26 protein-coding genes and 1 tRNA gene are annotated in these 17,473 nt (G+C 62.5%); 19 read left to right on the top strand and 8 right to left on the bottom strand.

The window, feature by feature from the left end; all coding sequences use genetic code 11:
- The first annotated feature begins 9 nt into the window (after positions 1-9).
- From B0G83_RS12565 to B0G83_RS12510, 13 genes are all read left to right on the top strand, one after another.
- Entirely contained in the window at positions 10-693 is a 684-nt protein-coding gene (locus B0G83_RS12565; protein ID WP_105507756.1) for a LexA family transcriptional regulator, read from the top strand.
- A 272-nt stretch (positions 694-965) separates the two neighbouring features.
- Entirely contained in the window at positions 966-1,589 is a 624-nt protein-coding gene (locus B0G83_RS12560; RefSeq protein ID WP_105507755.1) for a hypothetical protein, read from the top strand.
- Positions 1,590-1,595: 6 nt separating this feature from the next.
- Positions 1,596-2,552, top strand: a complete 957-nt coding sequence (locus B0G83_RS12555) for a polymer-forming cytoskeletal protein (protein WP_146120211.1) — start codon at positions 1,596-1,598, stop codon at positions 2,550-2,552.
- Positions 2,549-3,856 (top strand): DUF2800 domain-containing protein, encoded by a 1,308-nt coding sequence (locus B0G83_RS12550; RefSeq protein ID WP_105507754.1) that lies wholly within the window; start codon positions 2,549-2,551, stop codon positions 3,854-3,856. The genes B0G83_RS12555 and B0G83_RS12550 overlap by 4 nt, the downstream gene beginning before the upstream one ends.
- Complete coding sequence (locus tag B0G83_RS12545) at positions 3,853-4,104, top strand: hypothetical protein (RefSeq protein ID WP_105507753.1); 252 nt, start codon at positions 3,853-3,855, stop codon at positions 4,102-4,104. The genes B0G83_RS12550 and B0G83_RS12545 overlap by 4 nt, the downstream gene beginning before the upstream one ends.
- On the top strand, positions 4,101-4,301 hold the full coding sequence (locus tag B0G83_RS12540) for a hypothetical protein (RefSeq protein ID WP_105507752.1): 201 nt from the start codon (positions 4,101-4,103) through the stop codon (positions 4,299-4,301). The genes B0G83_RS12545 and B0G83_RS12540 overlap by 4 nt, the downstream gene beginning before the upstream one ends.
- On the top strand, positions 4,298-4,486 hold the full coding sequence (locus B0G83_RS12535; protein WP_105507751.1) for a hypothetical protein: 189 nt from the start codon (positions 4,298-4,300) through the stop codon (positions 4,484-4,486). The genes B0G83_RS12540 and B0G83_RS12535 overlap by 4 nt, the downstream gene beginning before the upstream one ends.
- A 5-nt stretch (positions 4,487-4,491) precedes the next feature.
- The gene (locus B0G83_RS12530) at positions 4,492-5,106 is read left to right on the top strand and encodes an ssDNA-binding protein (protein ID WP_105507750.1); all 615 of its coding nucleotides are present in this window, start codon (positions 4,492-4,494) and stop codon (positions 5,104-5,106) included.
- A 64-nt stretch (positions 5,107-5,170) separates the two neighbouring features.
- The gene (locus B0G83_RS12525) at positions 5,171-6,145 is read left to right on the top strand and encodes a hypothetical protein (RefSeq protein WP_105507749.1); all 975 of its coding nucleotides are present in this window, start codon (positions 5,171-5,173) and stop codon (positions 6,143-6,145) included.
- A gap of 310 nt (positions 6,146-6,455) precedes the next feature.
- Positions 6,456-6,611 (top strand): hypothetical protein, encoded by a 156-nt coding sequence (locus B0G83_RS38605; protein WP_181156836.1) that lies wholly within the window; start codon positions 6,456-6,458, stop codon positions 6,609-6,611.
- 156 nt (positions 6,612-6,767) lie between these two features.
- Positions 6,768-7,256: an HNH endonuclease signature motif containing protein gene (locus B0G83_RS12520; RefSeq protein WP_219849016.1), complete on the top strand. Its 489-nt coding sequence runs from the start codon at positions 6,768-6,770 to the stop codon at positions 7,254-7,256.
- Positions 7,253-7,468: a hypothetical protein gene (locus B0G83_RS12515; protein WP_105507748.1), complete on the top strand. Its 216-nt coding sequence runs from the start codon at positions 7,253-7,255 to the stop codon at positions 7,466-7,468. The genes B0G83_RS12520 and B0G83_RS12515 overlap by 4 nt, the downstream gene beginning before the upstream one ends.
- On the top strand, positions 7,465-9,618 hold the full coding sequence (locus tag B0G83_RS12510; RefSeq protein WP_105507747.1) for a DNA polymerase I: 2,154 nt from the start codon (positions 7,465-7,467) through the stop codon (positions 9,616-9,618). The genes B0G83_RS12515 and B0G83_RS12510 overlap by 4 nt, the downstream gene beginning before the upstream one ends.
- A gap of 43 nt (positions 9,619-9,661) precedes the next feature.
- On the opposite strand, the gene B0G83_RS12505 is transcribed toward B0G83_RS12510, so the two are convergent.
- Complete coding sequence (locus B0G83_RS12505; RefSeq protein WP_181156870.1) at positions 9,662-9,928, bottom strand: hypothetical protein; 267 nt, start codon at positions 9,926-9,928, stop codon at positions 9,662-9,664.
- On the opposite strand from B0G83_RS12505, the gene B0G83_RS12500 reads away from it, so the two are divergent.
- Genes B0G83_RS12500 through B0G83_RS12490 form a run of 4 tightly spaced genes read left to right on the top strand, consistent with a single transcriptional unit; the run spans position 9,921 to position 11,585 of the window.
- Complete coding sequence (locus B0G83_RS12500; RefSeq protein ID WP_258167876.1) at positions 9,921-10,139, top strand: VRR-NUC domain-containing protein; 219 nt, start codon at positions 9,921-9,923, stop codon at positions 10,137-10,139. The genes B0G83_RS12505 and B0G83_RS12500 overlap by 8 nt on opposite strands.
- Complete coding sequence (locus tag B0G83_RS39100) at positions 10,136-10,258, top strand: hypothetical protein (protein WP_258167875.1); 123 nt, start codon at positions 10,136-10,138, stop codon at positions 10,256-10,258. The genes B0G83_RS12500 and B0G83_RS39100 overlap by 4 nt, the downstream gene beginning before the upstream one ends.
- A complete protein-coding gene (locus B0G83_RS12495; RefSeq protein ID WP_105507744.1) occupies positions 10,255-10,485 on the top strand; it encodes a DUF4224 domain-containing protein in 231 nt (76 codons plus the stop codon). The genes B0G83_RS39100 and B0G83_RS12495 overlap by 4 nt, the downstream gene beginning before the upstream one ends.
- Before the next feature lie 8 nt (positions 10,486-10,493).
- Positions 10,494-11,585, top strand: coding sequence for a tyrosine-type recombinase/integrase (locus B0G83_RS12490; protein WP_105507743.1), 1,092 nt, complete (start codon positions 10,494-10,496; stop codon positions 11,583-11,585).
- 116 nt (positions 11,586-11,701) lie between these two features.
- On the opposite strand, the gene B0G83_RS12485 is transcribed toward B0G83_RS12490, so the two are convergent.
- The 3 genes from B0G83_RS12485 to B0G83_RS38600 form a co-directional block, all read right to left on the bottom strand.
- Positions 11,702-11,778: transfer RNA gene (locus tag B0G83_RS12485), tRNA-Pro, on the bottom strand.
- 94 nt (positions 11,779-11,872) lie between these two features.
- Positions 11,873-12,031, bottom strand: coding sequence for a DUF3309 family protein (locus tag B0G83_RS12480; RefSeq protein ID WP_035547187.1), 159 nt, complete (start codon positions 12,029-12,031; stop codon positions 11,873-11,875).
- 242 nt (positions 12,032-12,273) lie between these two features.
- Positions 12,274-12,450, bottom strand: coding sequence for a hypothetical protein (locus tag B0G83_RS38600; protein ID WP_181156834.1), 177 nt, complete (start codon positions 12,448-12,450; stop codon positions 12,274-12,276).
- A gap of 134 nt (positions 12,451-12,584) precedes the next feature.
- Between B0G83_RS38600 and B0G83_RS38595 the strand changes: the two genes are divergently transcribed.
- Entirely contained in the window at positions 12,585-12,815 is a 231-nt protein-coding gene (locus B0G83_RS38595; RefSeq protein WP_219849020.1) for a hypothetical protein, read from the top strand.
- 181 nt (positions 12,816-12,996) lie between these two features.
- Here B0G83_RS38595 and B0G83_RS12475 read toward each other — a convergent pair whose 3' ends face one another.
- Together B0G83_RS12475 and B0G83_RS12470 are read right to left on the bottom strand one after the other, a co-directional pair.
- A complete protein-coding gene (locus B0G83_RS12475; RefSeq protein ID WP_105508086.1) occupies positions 12,997-14,352 on the bottom strand; it encodes an MATE family efflux transporter in 1,356 nt (451 codons plus the stop codon).
- Between the two features lie 104 nt (positions 14,353-14,456).
- Positions 14,457-14,765: a DUF2288 domain-containing protein gene (locus B0G83_RS12470; RefSeq protein WP_105507742.1), complete on the bottom strand. Its 309-nt coding sequence runs from the start codon at positions 14,763-14,765 to the stop codon at positions 14,457-14,459.
- Between the two features lie 109 nt (positions 14,766-14,874).
- Here B0G83_RS12470 and B0G83_RS12465 point away from each other — a divergent pair, with 109 nt between their 5' ends.
- Complete coding sequence (locus B0G83_RS12465; RefSeq protein WP_105507741.1) at positions 14,875-15,621, top strand: pentapeptide repeat-containing protein; 747 nt, start codon at positions 14,875-14,877, stop codon at positions 15,619-15,621.
- Between the two features lie 669 nt (positions 15,622-16,290).
- Here the strand turns inward: B0G83_RS12465 and B0G83_RS12460 are convergent.
- Positions 16,291-16,617, bottom strand: coding sequence for a hypothetical protein (locus tag B0G83_RS12460; protein WP_105507740.1), 327 nt, complete (start codon positions 16,615-16,617; stop codon positions 16,291-16,293).
- Positions 16,618-16,741: 124 nt separating this feature from the next.
- Positions 16,742-17,455 (bottom strand): peptidoglycan DD-metalloendopeptidase family protein, encoded by a 714-nt coding sequence (locus tag B0G83_RS12455; protein WP_105507739.1) that lies wholly within the window; start codon positions 17,453-17,455, stop codon positions 16,742-16,744.
- Positions 17,456-17,473: the final 18 nt, after the last annotated feature.

Below are 17,473 nucleotides of genomic sequence, written 5' to 3'. Positions count from 1 at the left end.
GCATTTTTCATGTCACTCGGCTCGCGCATCCGCGCAAAGCGCAAGGCCAAAGGGCTGACCCTTCAGCAGCTGGGCGACGTGTTCGGGATTTCCCGGTCTTCGGTATCCGAGTGGGAGTCAGATCGCTCGGCGCCCGCCAATGACAAGCTCGTGCGCCTTGCAGAAGTCCTGTCGACCTCTGTCGAAGAGCTTCTCTCAGATAGCGGTGGTAAACAGCCTGTAATCACCCAATCGAAAACGCATATTTCGTCTACTCTGAATCCTCACCACGTGGCCGCGACCGATGCGCCGGCCGGGAGGTTGCCGGTCATCTCCTGGGTGCAGGCCGGCCAATGGGGCGAAATAGTGAATAATCTGAGAGATGAAGCCATCGAAGAGTGGGTCGTTTGTCCGTTTCAAGGCGATTTCGTATTGCCAGTGGTGGGCGAAAGCATGTTCAATCCGGGTGGTGATCTGTCGTTTCGCGACGGCGACCGGATCTCGGTAAGCACTGGTGTTGAACCGCGACATAAAGGACTCGTGATCGCGAAACGCAAAAACGAAGCGTCGGCTACCTTCCGGCAACTGCTGATCGAGAACGACGGCGTGCTTATGCTGCAGACGCTGAACACGTCATGGCCGGAACGCTATATAAAGGTGGACCGCGACGTCGAGATCATCGGCGTGGTGACCGGACAATGGAGGCCGTTATGATGCACGCTGTTATCGAGATTGGCACACATGTGTTCTTCGCCGCGCTGGGCTTTGCGGCGCTCTTTGCCGTGTCTGCTGTTGCCGTCGGCCTGCGCGGGATGCGCCGCGGGCACTGACCTAACTCCCCGCTTCTAACCGCTACCCGCTGACTGCGGGTATTTTTTCGCCTGTTGTGTACGGTATTGCTTGACAAGTGTTCTGCGTCTCCCTACATTACGTGTACGGCGTTACCGTACAACGCCTTCCACACCACCCGTCGGGAGATCTGCGAAATGAGCCTCGAAGAACAACTGGCCGCCAACACGGCCGCGCTGAAAGAACTGACCGCCGCGCTGCTCGCGGGCGGCGTATTGCAAAACGCCCAGGCGATGACGACGCCCGCAGTGCAGGCCGTCGTGAAAGCGCAGAAGGCAGCGGACGAAGCGAATCGCAAAGCCAACCCGAAGGGCGGCGAGCACGAATCGAGCGACGCAGCAGCGCAGGAACAATCTCGCACCGCGTCGGCACTGGCGGCAGCAAAAAAGCACGCTGCGCAAGAAGCTGCGGAAGCTGCGCGCTCTGCGTCTGGCGAACCGTCTGCACCGACTGGCGAGTCATCTTCGAACGAGCCGACCGGCGAGCTGCAGCCGTGGCACGAGAAGACGGCCACGCTGTACGGTGAGCTGAAAGACGGCAAGCCGACACTCGACAACCTGCGTAAGGCCGTGCTCGGCATTAACGGCATGATCGGTCGCGACCAGGCTGAAGGCATCCTGCAGCGTTTCGGCGCACAGGCGATCACCCCCAAGGACACGAAGAAGGGCCTCGACGAAGCGCAGTACCCCGACGCATTCGCGCTGTGCCTCGACGTGCTGTCGGGCCGCGTCGACGCAACCGCTTCGATGGTTTCGGAGTAAGACGCCATGACCCAAAAATATGAATTTGTTGAGGGCGACGAAAAAGTAATCGCCCCAGGCCTGGTTGCGCGCCGCATCCGCGCACTCGTCGCAATTCCGGCTTTGTTGTGGGCGCCGGCAGTCCAACCGGGCGAACTCGGCGGCTACGTTGCTGAGTCGAACAACCTCGCGCAGGTCTCCGGCAACGCGTGGGTCTACGGCAACGCGCAGGTCTACGGCGACGCGCAGGTCTCCGGCGACGCGCGGGTCTACGGCGACGCGCAGGTCTACGGCGACGCGCGGGTCTCCGGCAACGCGCGGGTCTCCGGCAACGCGCAGGTCTACGGCGACGCGCGGGTCTCCGGCAACGCGTGGGTCTCCGGCGACGCGCGGGTCTACGGCGACGCGCAGGTCTCCGGCAACGCGTGGGTCTACGGCAACGCGTGGGTCTACGGCAACGCGTGGGTCTCCGGCGACGCGCGGGTCTACGGCGACGCGCAGGTCTACGGCGACGCGCGGGTCTACGGCGACGCGCGGGTCTACGGCGACGCGCGGGTCTCCGGCAACGCGCAGGTCTACGGCAACGCGCGGGTCTCCGGCAACGCGCAGGTCTCCGGCGACGCGTGGGTCTACGGCGACGCGCAGGTCTACGGCGACGCGCGGGTCTACGGCGACGCGCAGGTCTACGGCGACGCGCGGGTCTCCGGCAACGCGCAGGTCTCCGGCGACGCGTGGGTCTACGGCGACGCGCAGGTCTCCGAAAAATGCACCAAAACCCCGATTCTGATTATGGGGTTGGCGTACACGATCACCATCACGGACGACCATTTGCGCGCCGGATGCCAGTGCCATCCTGTTAGCAAGTGGCCGACGTTCACGCAAAAAGAAATCGCCGATATGGATGGTAAGTCGGCGCTGCGTTTCTATCCGCAGTTGCTGGCGCTCCTGGCCGCTGCACGCGCCGGGGAACAGGTGTCGTCATGAACGCACCCACCGAAGAACGCGCCCACGCGCTGTTCTCACCTTCCTCTGCATACACGTGGATAGCTTGCAAGGCATCCACGGCCGCGCAACTCGGTCAGCCCGACGAGAGCAGCGAGTACGCCGACGACGGTACCGCGAGTCACGAACTCGCGAAGTGGTGTCTCGACGCCGGTACCGACGCTGTCGCGTACATGGGCCGCGTCATCAAGGTCGGTGAACGCGAGTTCGAAGTCGACGAGGAACGCGCCGACTACGTGCAGATGTATGTCGACGGTGTGCGCGAGCGCATCGAAGCGTACAAGCTCACCGGCGCTCGCGTCGAGGTGTTCATCGAACAGCGCCTGTCGATCGAGCACATCACGGGCGAGAAGGGCGCGAAGGGCACCAGCGACTGCGTGCTGATCGCCGTATGGGAAGACGGCCGCGCCGAGATCTGCGTAATCGACCTGAAGTACGGCCGTGGTGTTGAAGTCTCGGCGGTCGAGAACTATCAGGGAATGATCTACGCCGAAGGCGCGCGCAACGAACACGCCGACTTCTATGACTTCACCAGCGTGCGTATCGTGATCCACCAGCCACGCGTCAGCGAGAAGCCCAGCGAATGGGAGATCACGCCGGCCGCACTGCAGGAATGGATCGCCACGGTCGCAAAGCCCGCAGCCGAGCAGGGAATGCTGTACGTCGAGTCGGTCGACTTCGTGCCGCTGTCGGTGACCGACTTCGCGCCCGGCGAGAAGCAGTGCAAGTTCTGCAAGGCGAAAGCCGTGTGCCCGGCGTTGGCGATGCACGTCGAGGAAACGCTCGGCGCGGACTTCGAGATGCTTGCGGATGTCGCGGCGCAGCCCGATTTCGACGGCTATCTGACCGGCGTCGAACTGCTCGACAACGATCGACTCGGCGTCATTTACGAATCGCTCGACCTGATCGACTCGTGGGCCAAGGCGGTGCGCGGGCGCATCGAGTACGAGCTGCTGAACGGCAACGCGGTACCGGGCGTGAAGCTCGTGCAGGGTCGTCGCGGTGCACGCCAGTGGTCCAGCACGGAAGAAGCCGAAACACTGCTTAAGTCGATGCGGCTCAAGCAGGAGCAGATGTACAACTTCAAGGTCATTAGCCCGACCCAGGCCGAGAAGCTGCTCAAGACCGAATCGCCGCGGCGCTGGAAGAAAGCCGAAGCGCTCATTACCCAGCGCGACGGCTCGCCGTCGGTGGCGCCCGAGAGCGACAAACGCCCGGCGCTGGTCATCGCGCCGCCCGCTGATGACTTCGAAGTGGTAACCGAAGACGGGGACGACCTGCTATGACCCGCCTCGACATCATTCGCGCAATCATGGGTGGCGCCGGAATCAGTCAGATGGCTGCGATCAAGGCGCTGCGGGAGCACGACGAATCGGTGCGCGCCCAACTGCGCGAGGAAACGGGGCGCCGCGAAGACATCGCCAAGCACGCCTTGCAAGGAATTCTCTGCAACGGCCGTCTCGTAACGCCCGAAGAGATCGTGCGCCAGGCGCTTCAACACGCCGACATCCTGATCGCGGAGATCGACAAATGATATTCACCGGAAAAAACCTGCGCTTGGTACAAGCCGGGCTCATAGACGCACTCGCGGAAGTTCACAACCGGATTGCGACTTGTCCCGATGTCGAGGAATACGCGGAAGACATCGCAATTCTGGAAATCGACAAGGCGGACTACGAAAAGCTCCTCGCTCGTGTTGCGAAAGCAATCGAAAAGGAACAGGCGAAATGACAACCAATCCCGCGTCCAAGTTTCCACATGTGCTCAGCGCGTTATTGCCGCCCGACGCGCGAACCGCACTTGCACGGGCGGCAAGCGAAGCAGCCAGCATCAACGACCAGTTTGCACGCGAGATGCACATGGAAGCCGCAATCGCTCGCGTGAAGCTCCAGTACCCAAATTACTTCAAGGACTAAACATCATGGGCACCAAAGTTAAATTGACCAACGTCCGCGCGGCCTTCCTCGACGCCCTGATCACGGCCAAAGAATACGAGCCGGGCGACGGCAAGTTCCGCTACAGCGCGACCTTTCTTATCGACCCTGCCAGCGAAAACCATAAAAAGATCGAGGCGGCGATTCAGGCCGAAGCTGCAACTGTGTGGCAAAAGAAGGCCGTGGCAACGTTGGAATCGATTCGCGGCAACACGAACAAGTTCTGCTACCAGAAAGGCGATCTGAAGGACTACGACGGCTTCGAAGGGATGATGTACGTCGCGGCGCACCGCAAGCAAAACGATGGGCGCGCGTTGCTGTTGGATTCGATCGCTGACCCGGAAACCGGCAAACCGGCCCGCTTGCTGGACGCTGCGGGTAAGTGGGTACCGGGCAAGGAGGGCCGCATCTACGCCGGTTGCTACGTCAACGCGACCATTGAAATCTATGCGCAAGCTGGTGCGAACGGGGGGATGCGTTGCGGTTTGATGGGCGTCCAGTTTTATCGCGACGGTGACAGCTTCAGTGGCGCGAGCCGCGGCAAGGAAGACGACTTCGAGGCAGTTGAAGCGCCCGAAGAAGCGATGGACGACCTGTCGTAAGTACGCATACCCGGCGCGCTGCGCCGGACGCTCTATCTTCGTAACTCTTTGAGGTAACACCATCATGGCACGCATCAAGAACAACCTCACCGGCGACGTGTTTGAAGCACCGGCCCGTGACTTCGCGAACGAAGCCGACTTCACCGTCGTCGACGATTCGACGCCGATTACCGCCGAGCCGCCCGTCGCGGCGGGTGCAGCGGGGGAGTCCGGTACGTCTGCATCGGCCCCTGTCCAACCGGCTGCATCTGGTACGACCGGCACACTCTCCGGTACCCCGTCTTCGGATCTGACGTCGACCCAAACCAGCGCGGACCCGGCAACGAGTTCGGCGCCCACGTCGACCCCGAACACCACCGACGCGGCCAGTACGACGGATGGCACCGCAGCGTCGGCCCAAGGTGAAGCGGGAAACGTTTCTCAGACCGGCACGGATTCTGGTACGTCGCTGGGCCTGACGCCTGCCGCTACGTCGGTTATCAATACGACTGCTGCGACTGTGGATGCAAGCAGTTCACCGTCTTCGACGAGCACGTCGTCGGATGGCACTGACGTGGGAAACGCCTCGCTCTCGACCTCGCAATCTACGGATGCGCAGTCGAGTACCAATGGCTCGACGAGCACGGACGCATCCGGCGCAGGCGCATCGAACCCGCAAGCATCCGAATCGAGCGCTGACGTGGGAAACGTCGAGAGTGCAGCCATCGCTGGCGTTTCTTCCGTGACGACTTCGGCCGAACCGGATGGCGTTGCGAGCGCTGCGGCTACCGAAGCTACGACAACGGCTGACCCCACCACGCTCAACCCGATCACGCCGCCCGTCACCGATTCGGTAACCGGAAACCCGACGGGCGGTCCGACGGCCGGTAACGGCGCGACGCTCGATGCACGCAGCAAGCACATCGTGGCCGACCAGCTCGAAAGCGACACGCTGTATCAAATCATGATGATCGTGAAGCTGACCGACAGCCTGAAGCACGCGGCCGACGCGTTCTTCGATCAGGTGCGTTCGCAGATCGACGTCGAAGCTGCGGCCTAAGCAGCACGTCCCGCCTTCGGGCGGGGCTCTTTGCGATGAACGTAGCGGAGTCAGGTCACCGCGCGGCGGATCCCGGGCAATCTCGTCGAGGTCGTTGGTTCAAATCCAACCGTTCATCGCAAAGAGTAAAGCGGGGCGTTCGTTCCTCCAAGCTGCGGCCGGCACCGTAGCGCTACGCCCTGGCTCGCTAACTGGTTTCGCCCGCGCGGATGACGACTCACGGGACCAGCATGCGCAAACCGTGAACGCTTAAACCAGACAGCGGAAAGCCAGGGAATTGCCGGTTTAGTTGTCCTAACAGGAGATTGCCATGTTGCTGTATCTGCTTATCCTTGCCCTTCTCGCACCGATCGCCGGTTGCCTGCTGTTCGTATTTCTCGCTGAAAACCCCAATGTGCTGACAGCCGCGCTCGGCGCGATCACCGGCATGGCCGTTTCGCTGGTCGCGGTGCTGGTGTTTGCCTGAGCATGAAACGCTGGCACGTGCGCTGCAGCAAAGAGAAATGCAAGCTGCGTGACGTCTTCACCAAACACCCCGACGAGTACGCGCGGTCACGCAAATGCAAAGGTTGCGGCGGCACGCGATTCAGGGTCATCAGGAACATCATCAAGGATTCCGGTCATGTCGACTGTACGTGCGGCGGTCTGTTATGGCCCGGCAGCACCGGGCGTTTCGAATGCCTCAAACACCGTCGTGGGTCGCCCGAGTGCTATTTCAACCGTAACGGCTCACCCCGTGCAATTTACGCTTGCCCTCACGATGGGCTACCACGTTGGCCCGCTCTTTATTGTTCAGAAGCGACGCGCCCCCGTGATTCATGGTGGCACTTTGGGTGGCAAGCGACGCAGGCGACGCGAGAAGCGCGCGACGCCGCGATGGCTGACACCTGCGCAGAAGCTGGAGATACGGAAGCTGTACCTGCTTGCTGAAGCGCTGACCGAAGCCCGCGGCGAGTTATGGGTCGTTGACCACATCGTGCCACTGGACGGGAAGCTCGTGTGCGGCCTTCACGTGCCCTGGAATATGCGCGTGCTGCACTGGCTGGAGAACTCGAAGAAGGGCTGGGGTACTTGGCCTGATATGCCGTTTGAACAACTGGAGCTTTTGTGATCCACGTCCAAAAACCCGGCAGTGATTTGCCTTTGACGCGCGCGCGCGACTTCTATCAGGCCGCTAAATGGCTCCTGCAGAACGCGACGGCCTTTGGTGGCGGCAAGTTTGAGATTTGGCGCGTCGAAAAGCGGGGGCGTTTTGTCACGGCAGAGCGTGAAGCAGAGTTTGAAACCGACGTCGCATTCGACGCGGGGCTAGACCTGCTATGAAACTCTGGCTTGACACCGAAACCTACAGCCCGACGCCGCTCAAGTCGGGCACGCACATCTACGCCGAGCCGGCCGAGATCATGATCTGGACGTACGCGGTCGACGATGGTCCGGTCGGCACGTGGGACCGTACGGCCGGCACGCGCATGCCTGATGACCTCGACTTCGCGATCGACGAGGCCGACGAGTACTGGTGGCAGAACGGGAAGATGTTCGATTACACCGTCATGCGCCACGCGATGCCCGAAACGCTCGCGCGCATGCCGCTGACGAAGTGGCGCGATACGATGGTGCAGGCGTACGAACACAGCCTGCCGGGCGCGCTCGACCTGCTGTGCCAGATATTCCACGTGCCGCAAGAACAGGCCAAGCACAAGGACGGTAGCGCGCTGATTCAACTGTTCTGCAAACCGCGCCGCGACGGTACGCGAGCGACGCGCGAGACGCACCCGGCCGAGTGGGCGCGCTTTCTCGCGTACGCGGGTGGAGACATTACGGCGATGCGCGCGGTACACGCGAAAATGCCGAAGTGGAACTACCCGAATAACCGGTCGGAAATGGCGCTGTCGCATCTGGATATGCGCATTAACCAGCGCGGCATGCAGATGGACACCGAACTCGCACGCGCCGCGGTGCGCGCGATCGACCGTGCTCAGAAGGGCCACGCCGCACGCACGCAGGAACTCACCGACGGCGAAGTCCAGAAGGCCACGCAGCGCGACAGGCTGCTGAAACACCTGCTCGCCGAGTACGATATCGATCTGCCGGACCTGAAGAAGTCCACGCTTGAGCGCCGCATCAACGACCCGGATCTCCCCGACCCATTGCGCGAGCTGCTGGCGATCCGGCTGGAAGCCACGATGACCAGCTCGTCGAAATACAAAACGCTGTTGCGCGGCGTATCGAGCGACGGCCGGCTGCGCGGGCTGATGCAGTTCTGCGGCGCGAACCGCACCGGCCGCGTCGCGCACCGCCTTTTCCAGCCGGGCAACATGCCGCGGCCCGATGTCGGCCTGATCGCGAAAGAGATGGGCGTCGCGAAGCTCGGTGACGACACCACCGAGCGCTACACCGAACTCGGCATCGATGCGCTGAAGACCGATAGCGCGGACCTGATTTTCTCGAACGTGATGGGGCTCACGGCCAACGTCGTGCGCGGCTCAATCATCGTGCCGGAAGGTAAGAAGCTGGTGGTGTCCGACCTGTCCAACATTGAAGGCCGCAAAGCCGCGTGGCTATCCGGTGAAGAATGGAAGCTGCAGGCATTCCGGGACTACGACACGATTCTCGGTGTTGACGAGAAGGGCAAGGAGATCCGCAAGGGCGACGACCTGTACGTCCTCGCGTACGCGCGCTCGTTCGGCGTGCCACCGGCCGACGTCACGAAGGACCGTCGCCAGCTCGGCAAGGTGCAGGAACTGGCACTCGGGTACGAAGGCGGCGTCGGCGCGTTCGTCACGTTCACGATGACCTACAAGATGGACCTGGACGACATTCGCGCGGCGGTGTTCGCGACACTCGACGTGATCGATCCCGAAGTCGTGCGCGAGGCACGTAACGCGTGGGAGTGGGCGACCAAACAGAAACGCACGCTGGGGCTTGAGAAGGACGTCTATATCGCATGCGACATCCTGAAACGTCTGTGGCGCCGCGCACACCCGAAAACGTCGTGCTACTGGCCGGAACTGAAAGACGCGGCCACGCAGGCGATATGTTCGCCCGGCACGACCGTGCGTGCGCGGCGGATCATCATGCGCCGCGATGGTAACTGGCTGCGCGTCCAGATGCCCAGCGGTCGGCAGCTCTGCTACATCGCGCCGCGCGTCGACGACAACGGCCAGATTTCCTACATGGGCGTGAACCAGTACACACGCAAATGGCAGCGCGTGAAAACGTACGGCGGAAAGATCTTCGAGAACCTGTGCCAGGCGAGCGCGCGCGACATTCTGTTCGCCAACATGCCAAGGGTCGAGGCTGCGGGCTACGAGATCGTGCTTTCGATTCACGACGAGTTGCTGACCGAAGCGCCCGACACGGAAGACTATAACGACGACCAGCTGTCGGCGCTGATCTCGACCGTCCCCGATTGGGCGGAAGGCCTGCCCCTCAGTGCCGGGGGTTTTCAGGGTTACCGCTACCGCAAAGACTGATGTTCGGTCTTGCCTGACATTGATTTGTTGTGTACAGTAACACCTAACAACTCTTTGCGAGACTGGTCATGAAACGCTTTTCCGTCGTCTGGTCATCAAAGGCCGCCTTGCGCGCACAGCGGCGCACCTCGAAGCCATTCAGCGCGAGCGCGCCATGCTCGACCGCACCGAAACGTTCTGCGTCCGCCAGTCGAATAACCTTCGGCTCGAACTGCTGAACCTCGACATCGCGGCACGCCGCCATGCTTGAGGCAAAGGTCGAGCAGCACTTCGTCGACTGCGCCAGCGCGCGCGGCGGCGAAGTGCGCAAGCTCACCTACATCGGCCGGAAGGGCGCGCCCGACCGGTTGCTCGTACTGCCGTACGGCCGCGTGTTCTTTATTGAACTGAAGCGACCGGGCGGCGAAGCCGAACCGCACCAACTGCGCGAGCATACGCGGCTGCGCCGGATCGGCGCCGACGTGCGCGTGCTCGATACGCTCGAAGCCGTTGACGCTTTTTTTAATGAGGTCGCACCGTGAACACCGAGTCGATCGACCTGATCCTCAACGCCGACCGCTTCGTGCTGTACGTTCGCACGGCGCTGGGTTGCGTTATCCTTGGCTTGCTGGTCGCGGGCCACCTGATGGGGTTGCTATGAACGCCCGACTGATGTCCGACGAAGACCTGGTGCATGTCACTGGCAAGAAGCGCTACTCGAAGCAGGCCGACTGGTTCAAGGCCGAGTTCGGTATCAGCGTCACGCGCAACGCCGACGGCAAACTGGTCATGACCTGGGCAACGTACGAAGCACTGGCCGCGAAGAAAGCGGGCGTGGCCGGTGACGGCGCCCGGGTTCGTGCGACGGTGTGTTCACCTTTCGCGTAGGCGAGCCGATGCCCCCGAGGAAAAAAGCGAAATATTCACGCGTCTATCCGAAGCACGGCGCATGGTATTGGGTCGAGCCGCGCACTGGCAAATGGACCTGGTTGTGTGCTCAGACCGAACCTGAATCGAAATTGCTGGAGCGCCTCGCGCAGGAACGTAAGCGATTCGAGCGGCCCGACGGTTCCGGTAACGTGCGCCCGTTGATCGACAAATACGTCACGGAAAAGAAAGCCGAGCACAAGGAAAAGGCGTGGCCGTCTTACGGCAAGTACGCCGGCAACGCACTTCGTAACCACGATATCGCGGATGTGGACGCGGCCGACGTGATGGATGTCCTGAAGCATTGGAAAGGCAAACTGGCGATGCAACGCGTCATGCGCGCGTTTCTGTCCGGCTTTTTCAAATGGTGCATAGAAGAACGCCACATAACTCGGAACCCGTGTCTTGAACTGAAGGGCTGGCTCGCAAAAGCCAAGGTTCGCACGGTCTACATTACCGACGAGCACTTCGCCGCGATCCGTGCGGCGATGCTCGAAACGACGTACGAGCGCGCCGGCAAGCTGGTCACCGCCGAAGTGCCCACCGGCCCGATGATGCAGTGCATGGTTGATCTGTGCTACCTGACGGCGCAGCGCTCGACTGAGATCCGCGAACTGAAGTGGTCGGACATTGACCGCAAGGCCGGTGTGATCCACTTCGTGCCGTCGAAGACGGAAGATAGCAGCGGCGTGCGCGTCGACTTCAGGATCACGCCCGAGATCGAAGCCGTGCTCGCGCGCATCCAGGCGATCGACGGGCGCCCGAGCATCGGTGATAAGCCGGTCATCCACACGCAGAAGGGTAAAGCCTACGCCGCCAACACGGTGCTGAAAGCGTGGAAGGTTGCGGCCGAACGCGCGAACCTGCTCGAGCTGAAGTACACGGTGAAGGATATCCGCGCGAAGGCGCTGACCGACGGCGTGCGTGACGGCTACAGCATTGAGGCGCTGCAGATCGCCGGCGCGCACACCACGAAGGAAATGACGGAAGACTACATCAAGCAGCGCAACGTGCCGGTCGCGGACGTTCGGCTGCGCGTGCCGGTGGCGAAGTCGGCATAAAGAAAAAGCGCCAGCGGGTTACCGTTGGCGCTTTAGAAGTCAGCAATTTATTAGACAGTAGTTAGACTTGGCATTAGACAGCAGTTTTTCTACCCCGCTGAAAGCCTTGTGTTCGTTGGTCGGAGCGAAAGGATTCGAACCTTCGACCCTCTGATCCCAAATCAGATGCGCTACCAGGCTGCGCTACGCTCCGACGAAGGCAGGATTCTAAGTGGCATTGGGTGTCAGAGTCAATGCCCAATTGCGCCGGGCTGAAACGAACGTGCAAAGGAGCCAAAGCCCCGGCCTTATATGCGTCCCATCAACAGCAAGACGATCACGATGATCAGCACGACGCCGAGCAGGCCGGTTGGCCGATAGCCCCAGCCACTGCTGTACGGCCAGCTCGGCAACGCACCGATCAGCAGCAGGATGAGCACGATAAGCAGGATGGTTCCGATGGTCATTCGAGTTCTCCCTGTCGGGCCCGTGGGATGGCTGGGCCGTATAGTCCGGATGGTTCGGCGCATCTGCGCCGGGACAATCGACGCGTCGTGCGCGTCTCTTGCAGGGAGCAACTCAGCAAGGCATGTGCCCAATGCGTCTGATGTTCCAGCAGGGCGGACAAAGAGGGACGCGGCGCACCCGCCGCGACACAGTCGCGGCCGTCAGTGCGTCAACGCGGCAGTCAGACAGCGCAACCAGCATCTCAATGCCGGCGCCGCATCCAGTGCGGTCTATGCGCGTGCGCATGAGCCCAGTGATGCACCATGCCTTCGCCGTCGTGTTCGCGCCGATAGGTTCTCGATTCGAAAATGGACAGGGCGAGCAGCACGAGCAGGCCTATTGCGAGTCCGACCAGACCCGCGATCGATTCAGCGTCCATGGCAGTCTCCTATGACATGCGGCCGTGTCTTTATAGTAGGTCACGCATCGCAAAATGGGAGGGCTGGCGCGCGCGTTGCGGCGTCGTCGAAGCCGCTTTGCGGGTAGACTCTCGGCGCGCCGGATGGCGGCCTCATGGTCGTCGTCGTCGCTGGCCGGGTTGCCCGTTGCCGTTACTTCATTCCGATTCGAGAGACTACCGCCCCCATGATCCGCGTTCCGATGATTGCATTGCTACTGATAGCGGGCCTCGCCGGCTGCGCGAACGATCCGTCCGGCCATCACGGCGGCCCGCCGCCGCAGGATCCGGCGGACTATCACGGCGTGCCGACCGACAACCGGCCGCCCGCGATGCTCGCGCCTTGAGCGGCATTCAGGCGCGCCTCCTGGTGCGTCCTGTTCTTCAGATGTGATCGGTCAGTAAAGGAAAGACGAAGCACCGGCGCGGGCACGCCGGCGCTTCTGACCCGCGCAGACTGTTCGCGCGAAGCGCGCGGGCTGCGATGATGCCAGGCCGAGCCCGGCGCGGGATAGGTGTGCGCTTGTTTCAAGCCGTAACGTGATGCGACTGTACGCTTCGCAGCATCTCAGGCAGATACCGCGCCAGCGTGATACCGCGTGCCGCCATGAAGATCGACATCGCGGCCCACAAGCCGTGGTTGCCGTGCCAGGCCAGCAGCGCCCAGGAAGCGGCCACGAACACCGTGAACGACACCACCATCGACATCATCAGCGCCCGCGTGCGGGTCGCGCCGATGAACACGCCGTCGAGCAGAAAGCCCCACACCGAAATCACCGGCATGAGCGCGGCCCACGGCAGATACGTTTCCGCGGCCGCGCGCACCGAGGCCTGATCGGTCAGACGTTCGACGATCCACGTCCCAGCGCCCCAGTACACCAGCGAAAAACCGAGCGCACCGAGCGCCGACCAGAGCGCCGTCACCTTGATCGCCTGTGCGACAGCCTGCCGGTCGCGCGCACCGATCGCCGCGCCGACCAGCGCTTCTGCCGCATGCGCAAAGCCGTCGAGTCCATACGCCATGAAGGTCTGAAAATTGAGCAGCAGCGCGTTGGCGGCAAGCGTGGCGTCGCCTTGAGCCGCGCCCAGATGCGCGAACCAGCCGAATGACGACAACAGGCACAGTGTGCGCACGAAAATATCGCGATTGAGCACCACCAGCCGTTTGATTGCCGCCGCATCGAACAGCGCGATGCGGTTCAACGCGGGCAGGCCGCGCGGCCTGCCGTGCCACAGCAGCGCCGCGCCGAGGACGAAACCGAGCGCGTCCGCGGTCGCGGTGGCTGCGCCGATCCCGGCCACACCCCAGCCGAATCCGTACACATACAACAGCACCGCGCCGATGTTCACGCTATTGATAAACACCTGCGACAGCAACGCAAGCCGCACCCGTTGCGTACCGAGCAGCCAGCCGAGCACCACATAGTTGCCGAGCGCGAGCGGCGCGGCCCAGATGCGCGCGTGGCAGTAGATTCGCGCGTGGCGCTGCACGGCGTCGCTGCCGCCGAGCGCGCGCAACGCGTAGTCGATCAGCGGCGCTTGCAGCAGCACTAGGGCGCCGATCGCGGCCGCCAGCAACAGCGCGCGGACCACGTCGTTGCGCAGCGCGGCCGGATCGCCCGCGCCGTGCGCTTGCGCGACGAGGCCGGTGGTGCCCATCCGCAAAAAGCCGAAGCCCCAGAACACGAAGCTGAAAAACAGCCCGCCGAGCGCGACGCCGCCCAGGTAGGAGGCGCCGTCGAGGTGGCCGGCGACAGCGGTGTCGACCGCGCCGAGTATCGGTTGCGTCAGATTGGCGAGCGCGATCGGAAACGCCAGGGTCAGCACGCGACGATGCCAGTGGACCGGCACGGCGGCCGTCGGGGCGCTTGCGGAAGGCGGCAGGGGGATTTCGTGCGACGTAGCCGCGACGCAGGGCGCCGCCGGATCAGGTCCCAAGGAGGCTGTCGCCGCGCCGCGCGCCGCGGGCTCCTGCTTCGCGCGGTCGCTCAACTGCGTTCCTGCACGCACACCCAGGGCGAGACAACCACAGCCCACAGATCCGGGTCGCGCGAGGCGAAATCGGCGGCGGTTTCCGCCTGCACGCGCTCGACGAGCCCGGCGGACAACCATTGCGTGACCTGCTTGGTGTCGTCGCTCGCAATCGCCTCGGCGACGCTCACCAGATCGAGGTCGCGCGCGACGCGCAGCAGGATGCCGCGCGCAAAAAAGCGTTCGAGTTCGGACCAGCCGATTTTGGCGGTTTCGGCGAGCAGCGTGGCGTAGAGCGGGCTGTGGGTGGCGTCGTTGGAAGTCATGGTCAGGCGGGGTTTGACGGGGTCGTCACTATAAACCATCGGCGTTGGCCGCCAGGGCGGCACGCGTTCCGGTACGCTTTGGGTTTCTCGAAACCGATTCTGAACATTCATGTCACTGGACTCAACGGCGCCGGCAATGGGCGCGCAAACGCAAGCGCAAACAGTGAGCGACGCCACGCTGACGCGTGCCGAAGTGGCACGACTAATCGCGTCCCATCAAGCCGCCGACGCCGCCGGAAGCCGCGCGCCGCTGCGTTTCGCCGACTGCGATTTCGAAGGTGCCGATCTCTCGCGACTCGATCTGCGCGGCGCCGAATTCGAGCGCTGCACGATCGTCGAGACGTCGTTCTTCGGCGCTGCGCTGTCGCATACCCGCTGGATCCGTTGCCGCGGCCGCCAGGCCGATTTCGGATCCACCGATCTGGTCGACGCCACGTTCCAGTCGAGTGATCTGAACAACACCAGTTGGCGGCGCGCGAAGCTCGCGTCCGCGTCGTTTCGCGGCTGCAAGCTGACCGGCGCCAATTTCGAGGCGTGCGCGGCGCTGGGTTTGAGCTTCGTCGAAACCTTGCTGGTCGGCGCACACTTGCGTGGCCTGTCGTTTCGCAAGGCCACGTTGCAGCAGCTGGACTTTTCCGACGCCGATCTGGCCGGCGTCGATTTCCGCGAGGCGATTTTCGACGGCGGCAGTTTGCGGGACGCGAATCTGAAGGGCGCGCGTTTTGACGGCGCGGATCTGCGCGAGGCGGACCTGAGCGGCGTGCGTCTGGTCGACGCGGCGCTGTTCAAAGGCGCGACGATTTCGCATCGCCAGGCTGCCGTGCTGATCACGGAGCTCGGTTTGCGGGTGTTGTGAGCGCGCTTTCAAGCCGGTCGGATTAGCCATTCGGCCAGCTTGAAGGATTGCGTATCTCTGCATATCATTGCACTGAATCAACCGGTAATGTCAGCCGATTTTCAAGTTGCAATTCGTCGGGGGATTTAAAGTTATTTAATGATTTCGCTATTCGCGAATTTTCCTGTGATGAATTAAATTCGCTTTATTCGAACGGGTTAAATATCGGTTAATACGTTGGAATGGTGCGCTGGCGCACTAAAGCCAAACGGCGCGCGGCATGGCGGCATTGGACCCGGTGCATTAGCTGGAATCGGACAGCCGCCTTTCCTCAGGCTTTTTCGCGCGATTCAGGCAGAATCCTGTCGCGCGTTGCCGGGCGGCCAGTTCGCGGATTTAGATGCGTAATCTTCAAGTCATTTTGCGCCGTGGTTGAAGGCGAAATGATCCTGTTTATTTCCGACATTTAGGCTTCACGTAATGCGGAATCCGTGCGTCGTGTCACATTGACGACGAAATTAATAGATTGCACTAGTAAAGACGGGTTGTTAGATTTCGTTCTGGCGCATGGTGAACCGGTCCTTTGCCGATATGCGCCGAACCCCCGTTAGCCCGGCCTCGTGCCGGGCTTTTTTTTAACCGGATTCATTCGAACCCGAGCGGATTTAAACGCGCCGCCATTCAAATAGCTTACTGCTTGCAGCGAACCACCATCGACCGGTTTTTTACATTGGCGCCGAAAATCCCGCCGACCGTGCCACCCGAGGTGGCGCCGTTGTCGACATCTTTCGAGACCACGTCGTAGCCATAGTTGCCGCAGACTTCACCCGCGCGCTTGTAGCACTCGGCCCAGCTGGAGCTTGCGTCGCTGCCGCTGCAGTTGATTGCGAAGCCGGTCTCGCCGCTCGGCAGATAGGTCATGGTGGTGGTGCTCGAGCAGCCGCCGAGGCCACCGAGGGTCAGCAGGCCGAGACCGATCGCCGCGGCCGTCGTGACGGACGCCAATGCGCTCTTCATGGCAAATTCCTTACAGATAGCGGAGGAGGACGTGGCGCAAGGCCACGTCGTGTGTGGAATTGGGCGCCTTAAAGCGCGCCGGGTTCCCTGAACCCGGTTGCAGATAACGTGCCTGATCGCGCGTCTAGCGAGGCGGCAACGAGCGCGACGGGTCGATCGATCGACCCTGGTAGCGCAGTTCGAAGTGCAGCATCACGCGGTCGGTGTCGGTGTCGCCCATCTCGGCGATCTTCTCGCCGCGCGTAACCGACTGACCTTCCTTCACCATTAGCGCCCGATTGTGCGCGTAGGCGGTCAGGTATTCGGCGTTGTGTTTGAGGATCAGCAGGTTGCCGTAACCGCGCAAGCCGTTGCCGGCATAGACCACAGTGCCGGCCGCCGCGGCCACCACCGGCGTGCCCGCCGCCGCCGAAATATCGATGCCCTTCGAGTTATTGCCGTCGAAGCGCCGGATCACCGTGCCGTCGGCCGGCCAGATGAGCGAGATGTTCGAGGCCGGCGCCGCCGAGGGCACGCTATCCGTCGCGGCCGCAGCCGGCGCGGAGCGCGGCGTGGCCGACGCACCGCCGCCGCTGCGGATGGCGCCGCTCGTGGACGCGCCGCCTGGCGGCACGACGCGCAGCACCTGGCCGACTTCGATGCTGTCCGGGTTATTCAGGTTGTTCCAGCGCACGATGCTTTGCACCGATTGCCGGTTACTGCGCGCGATTTTCGACAGCGTATCGCCCCGTTCGACCCGGTAAAAGCCCGGCGCCACCGGCGCCGACCCGCAGGCGGTGACTAGCGCCAGCAACGACGCGCAGGCGAGTCGTTTCATCATTCTTGTTGTTCCCAGCATTGGACCTCGCAAAGCGCT

This window comes from Paraburkholderia sp. BL21I4N1, from assembly GCF_002973525.1.
Taxonomy (GTDB): Bacteria; Pseudomonadota; Gammaproteobacteria; order Burkholderiales; family Burkholderiaceae; genus Paraburkholderia.
The sequence above is the reverse complement of the archived record's forward strand: the minus strand, read 5'-3'. Positions and strand labels throughout refer to the sequence as shown.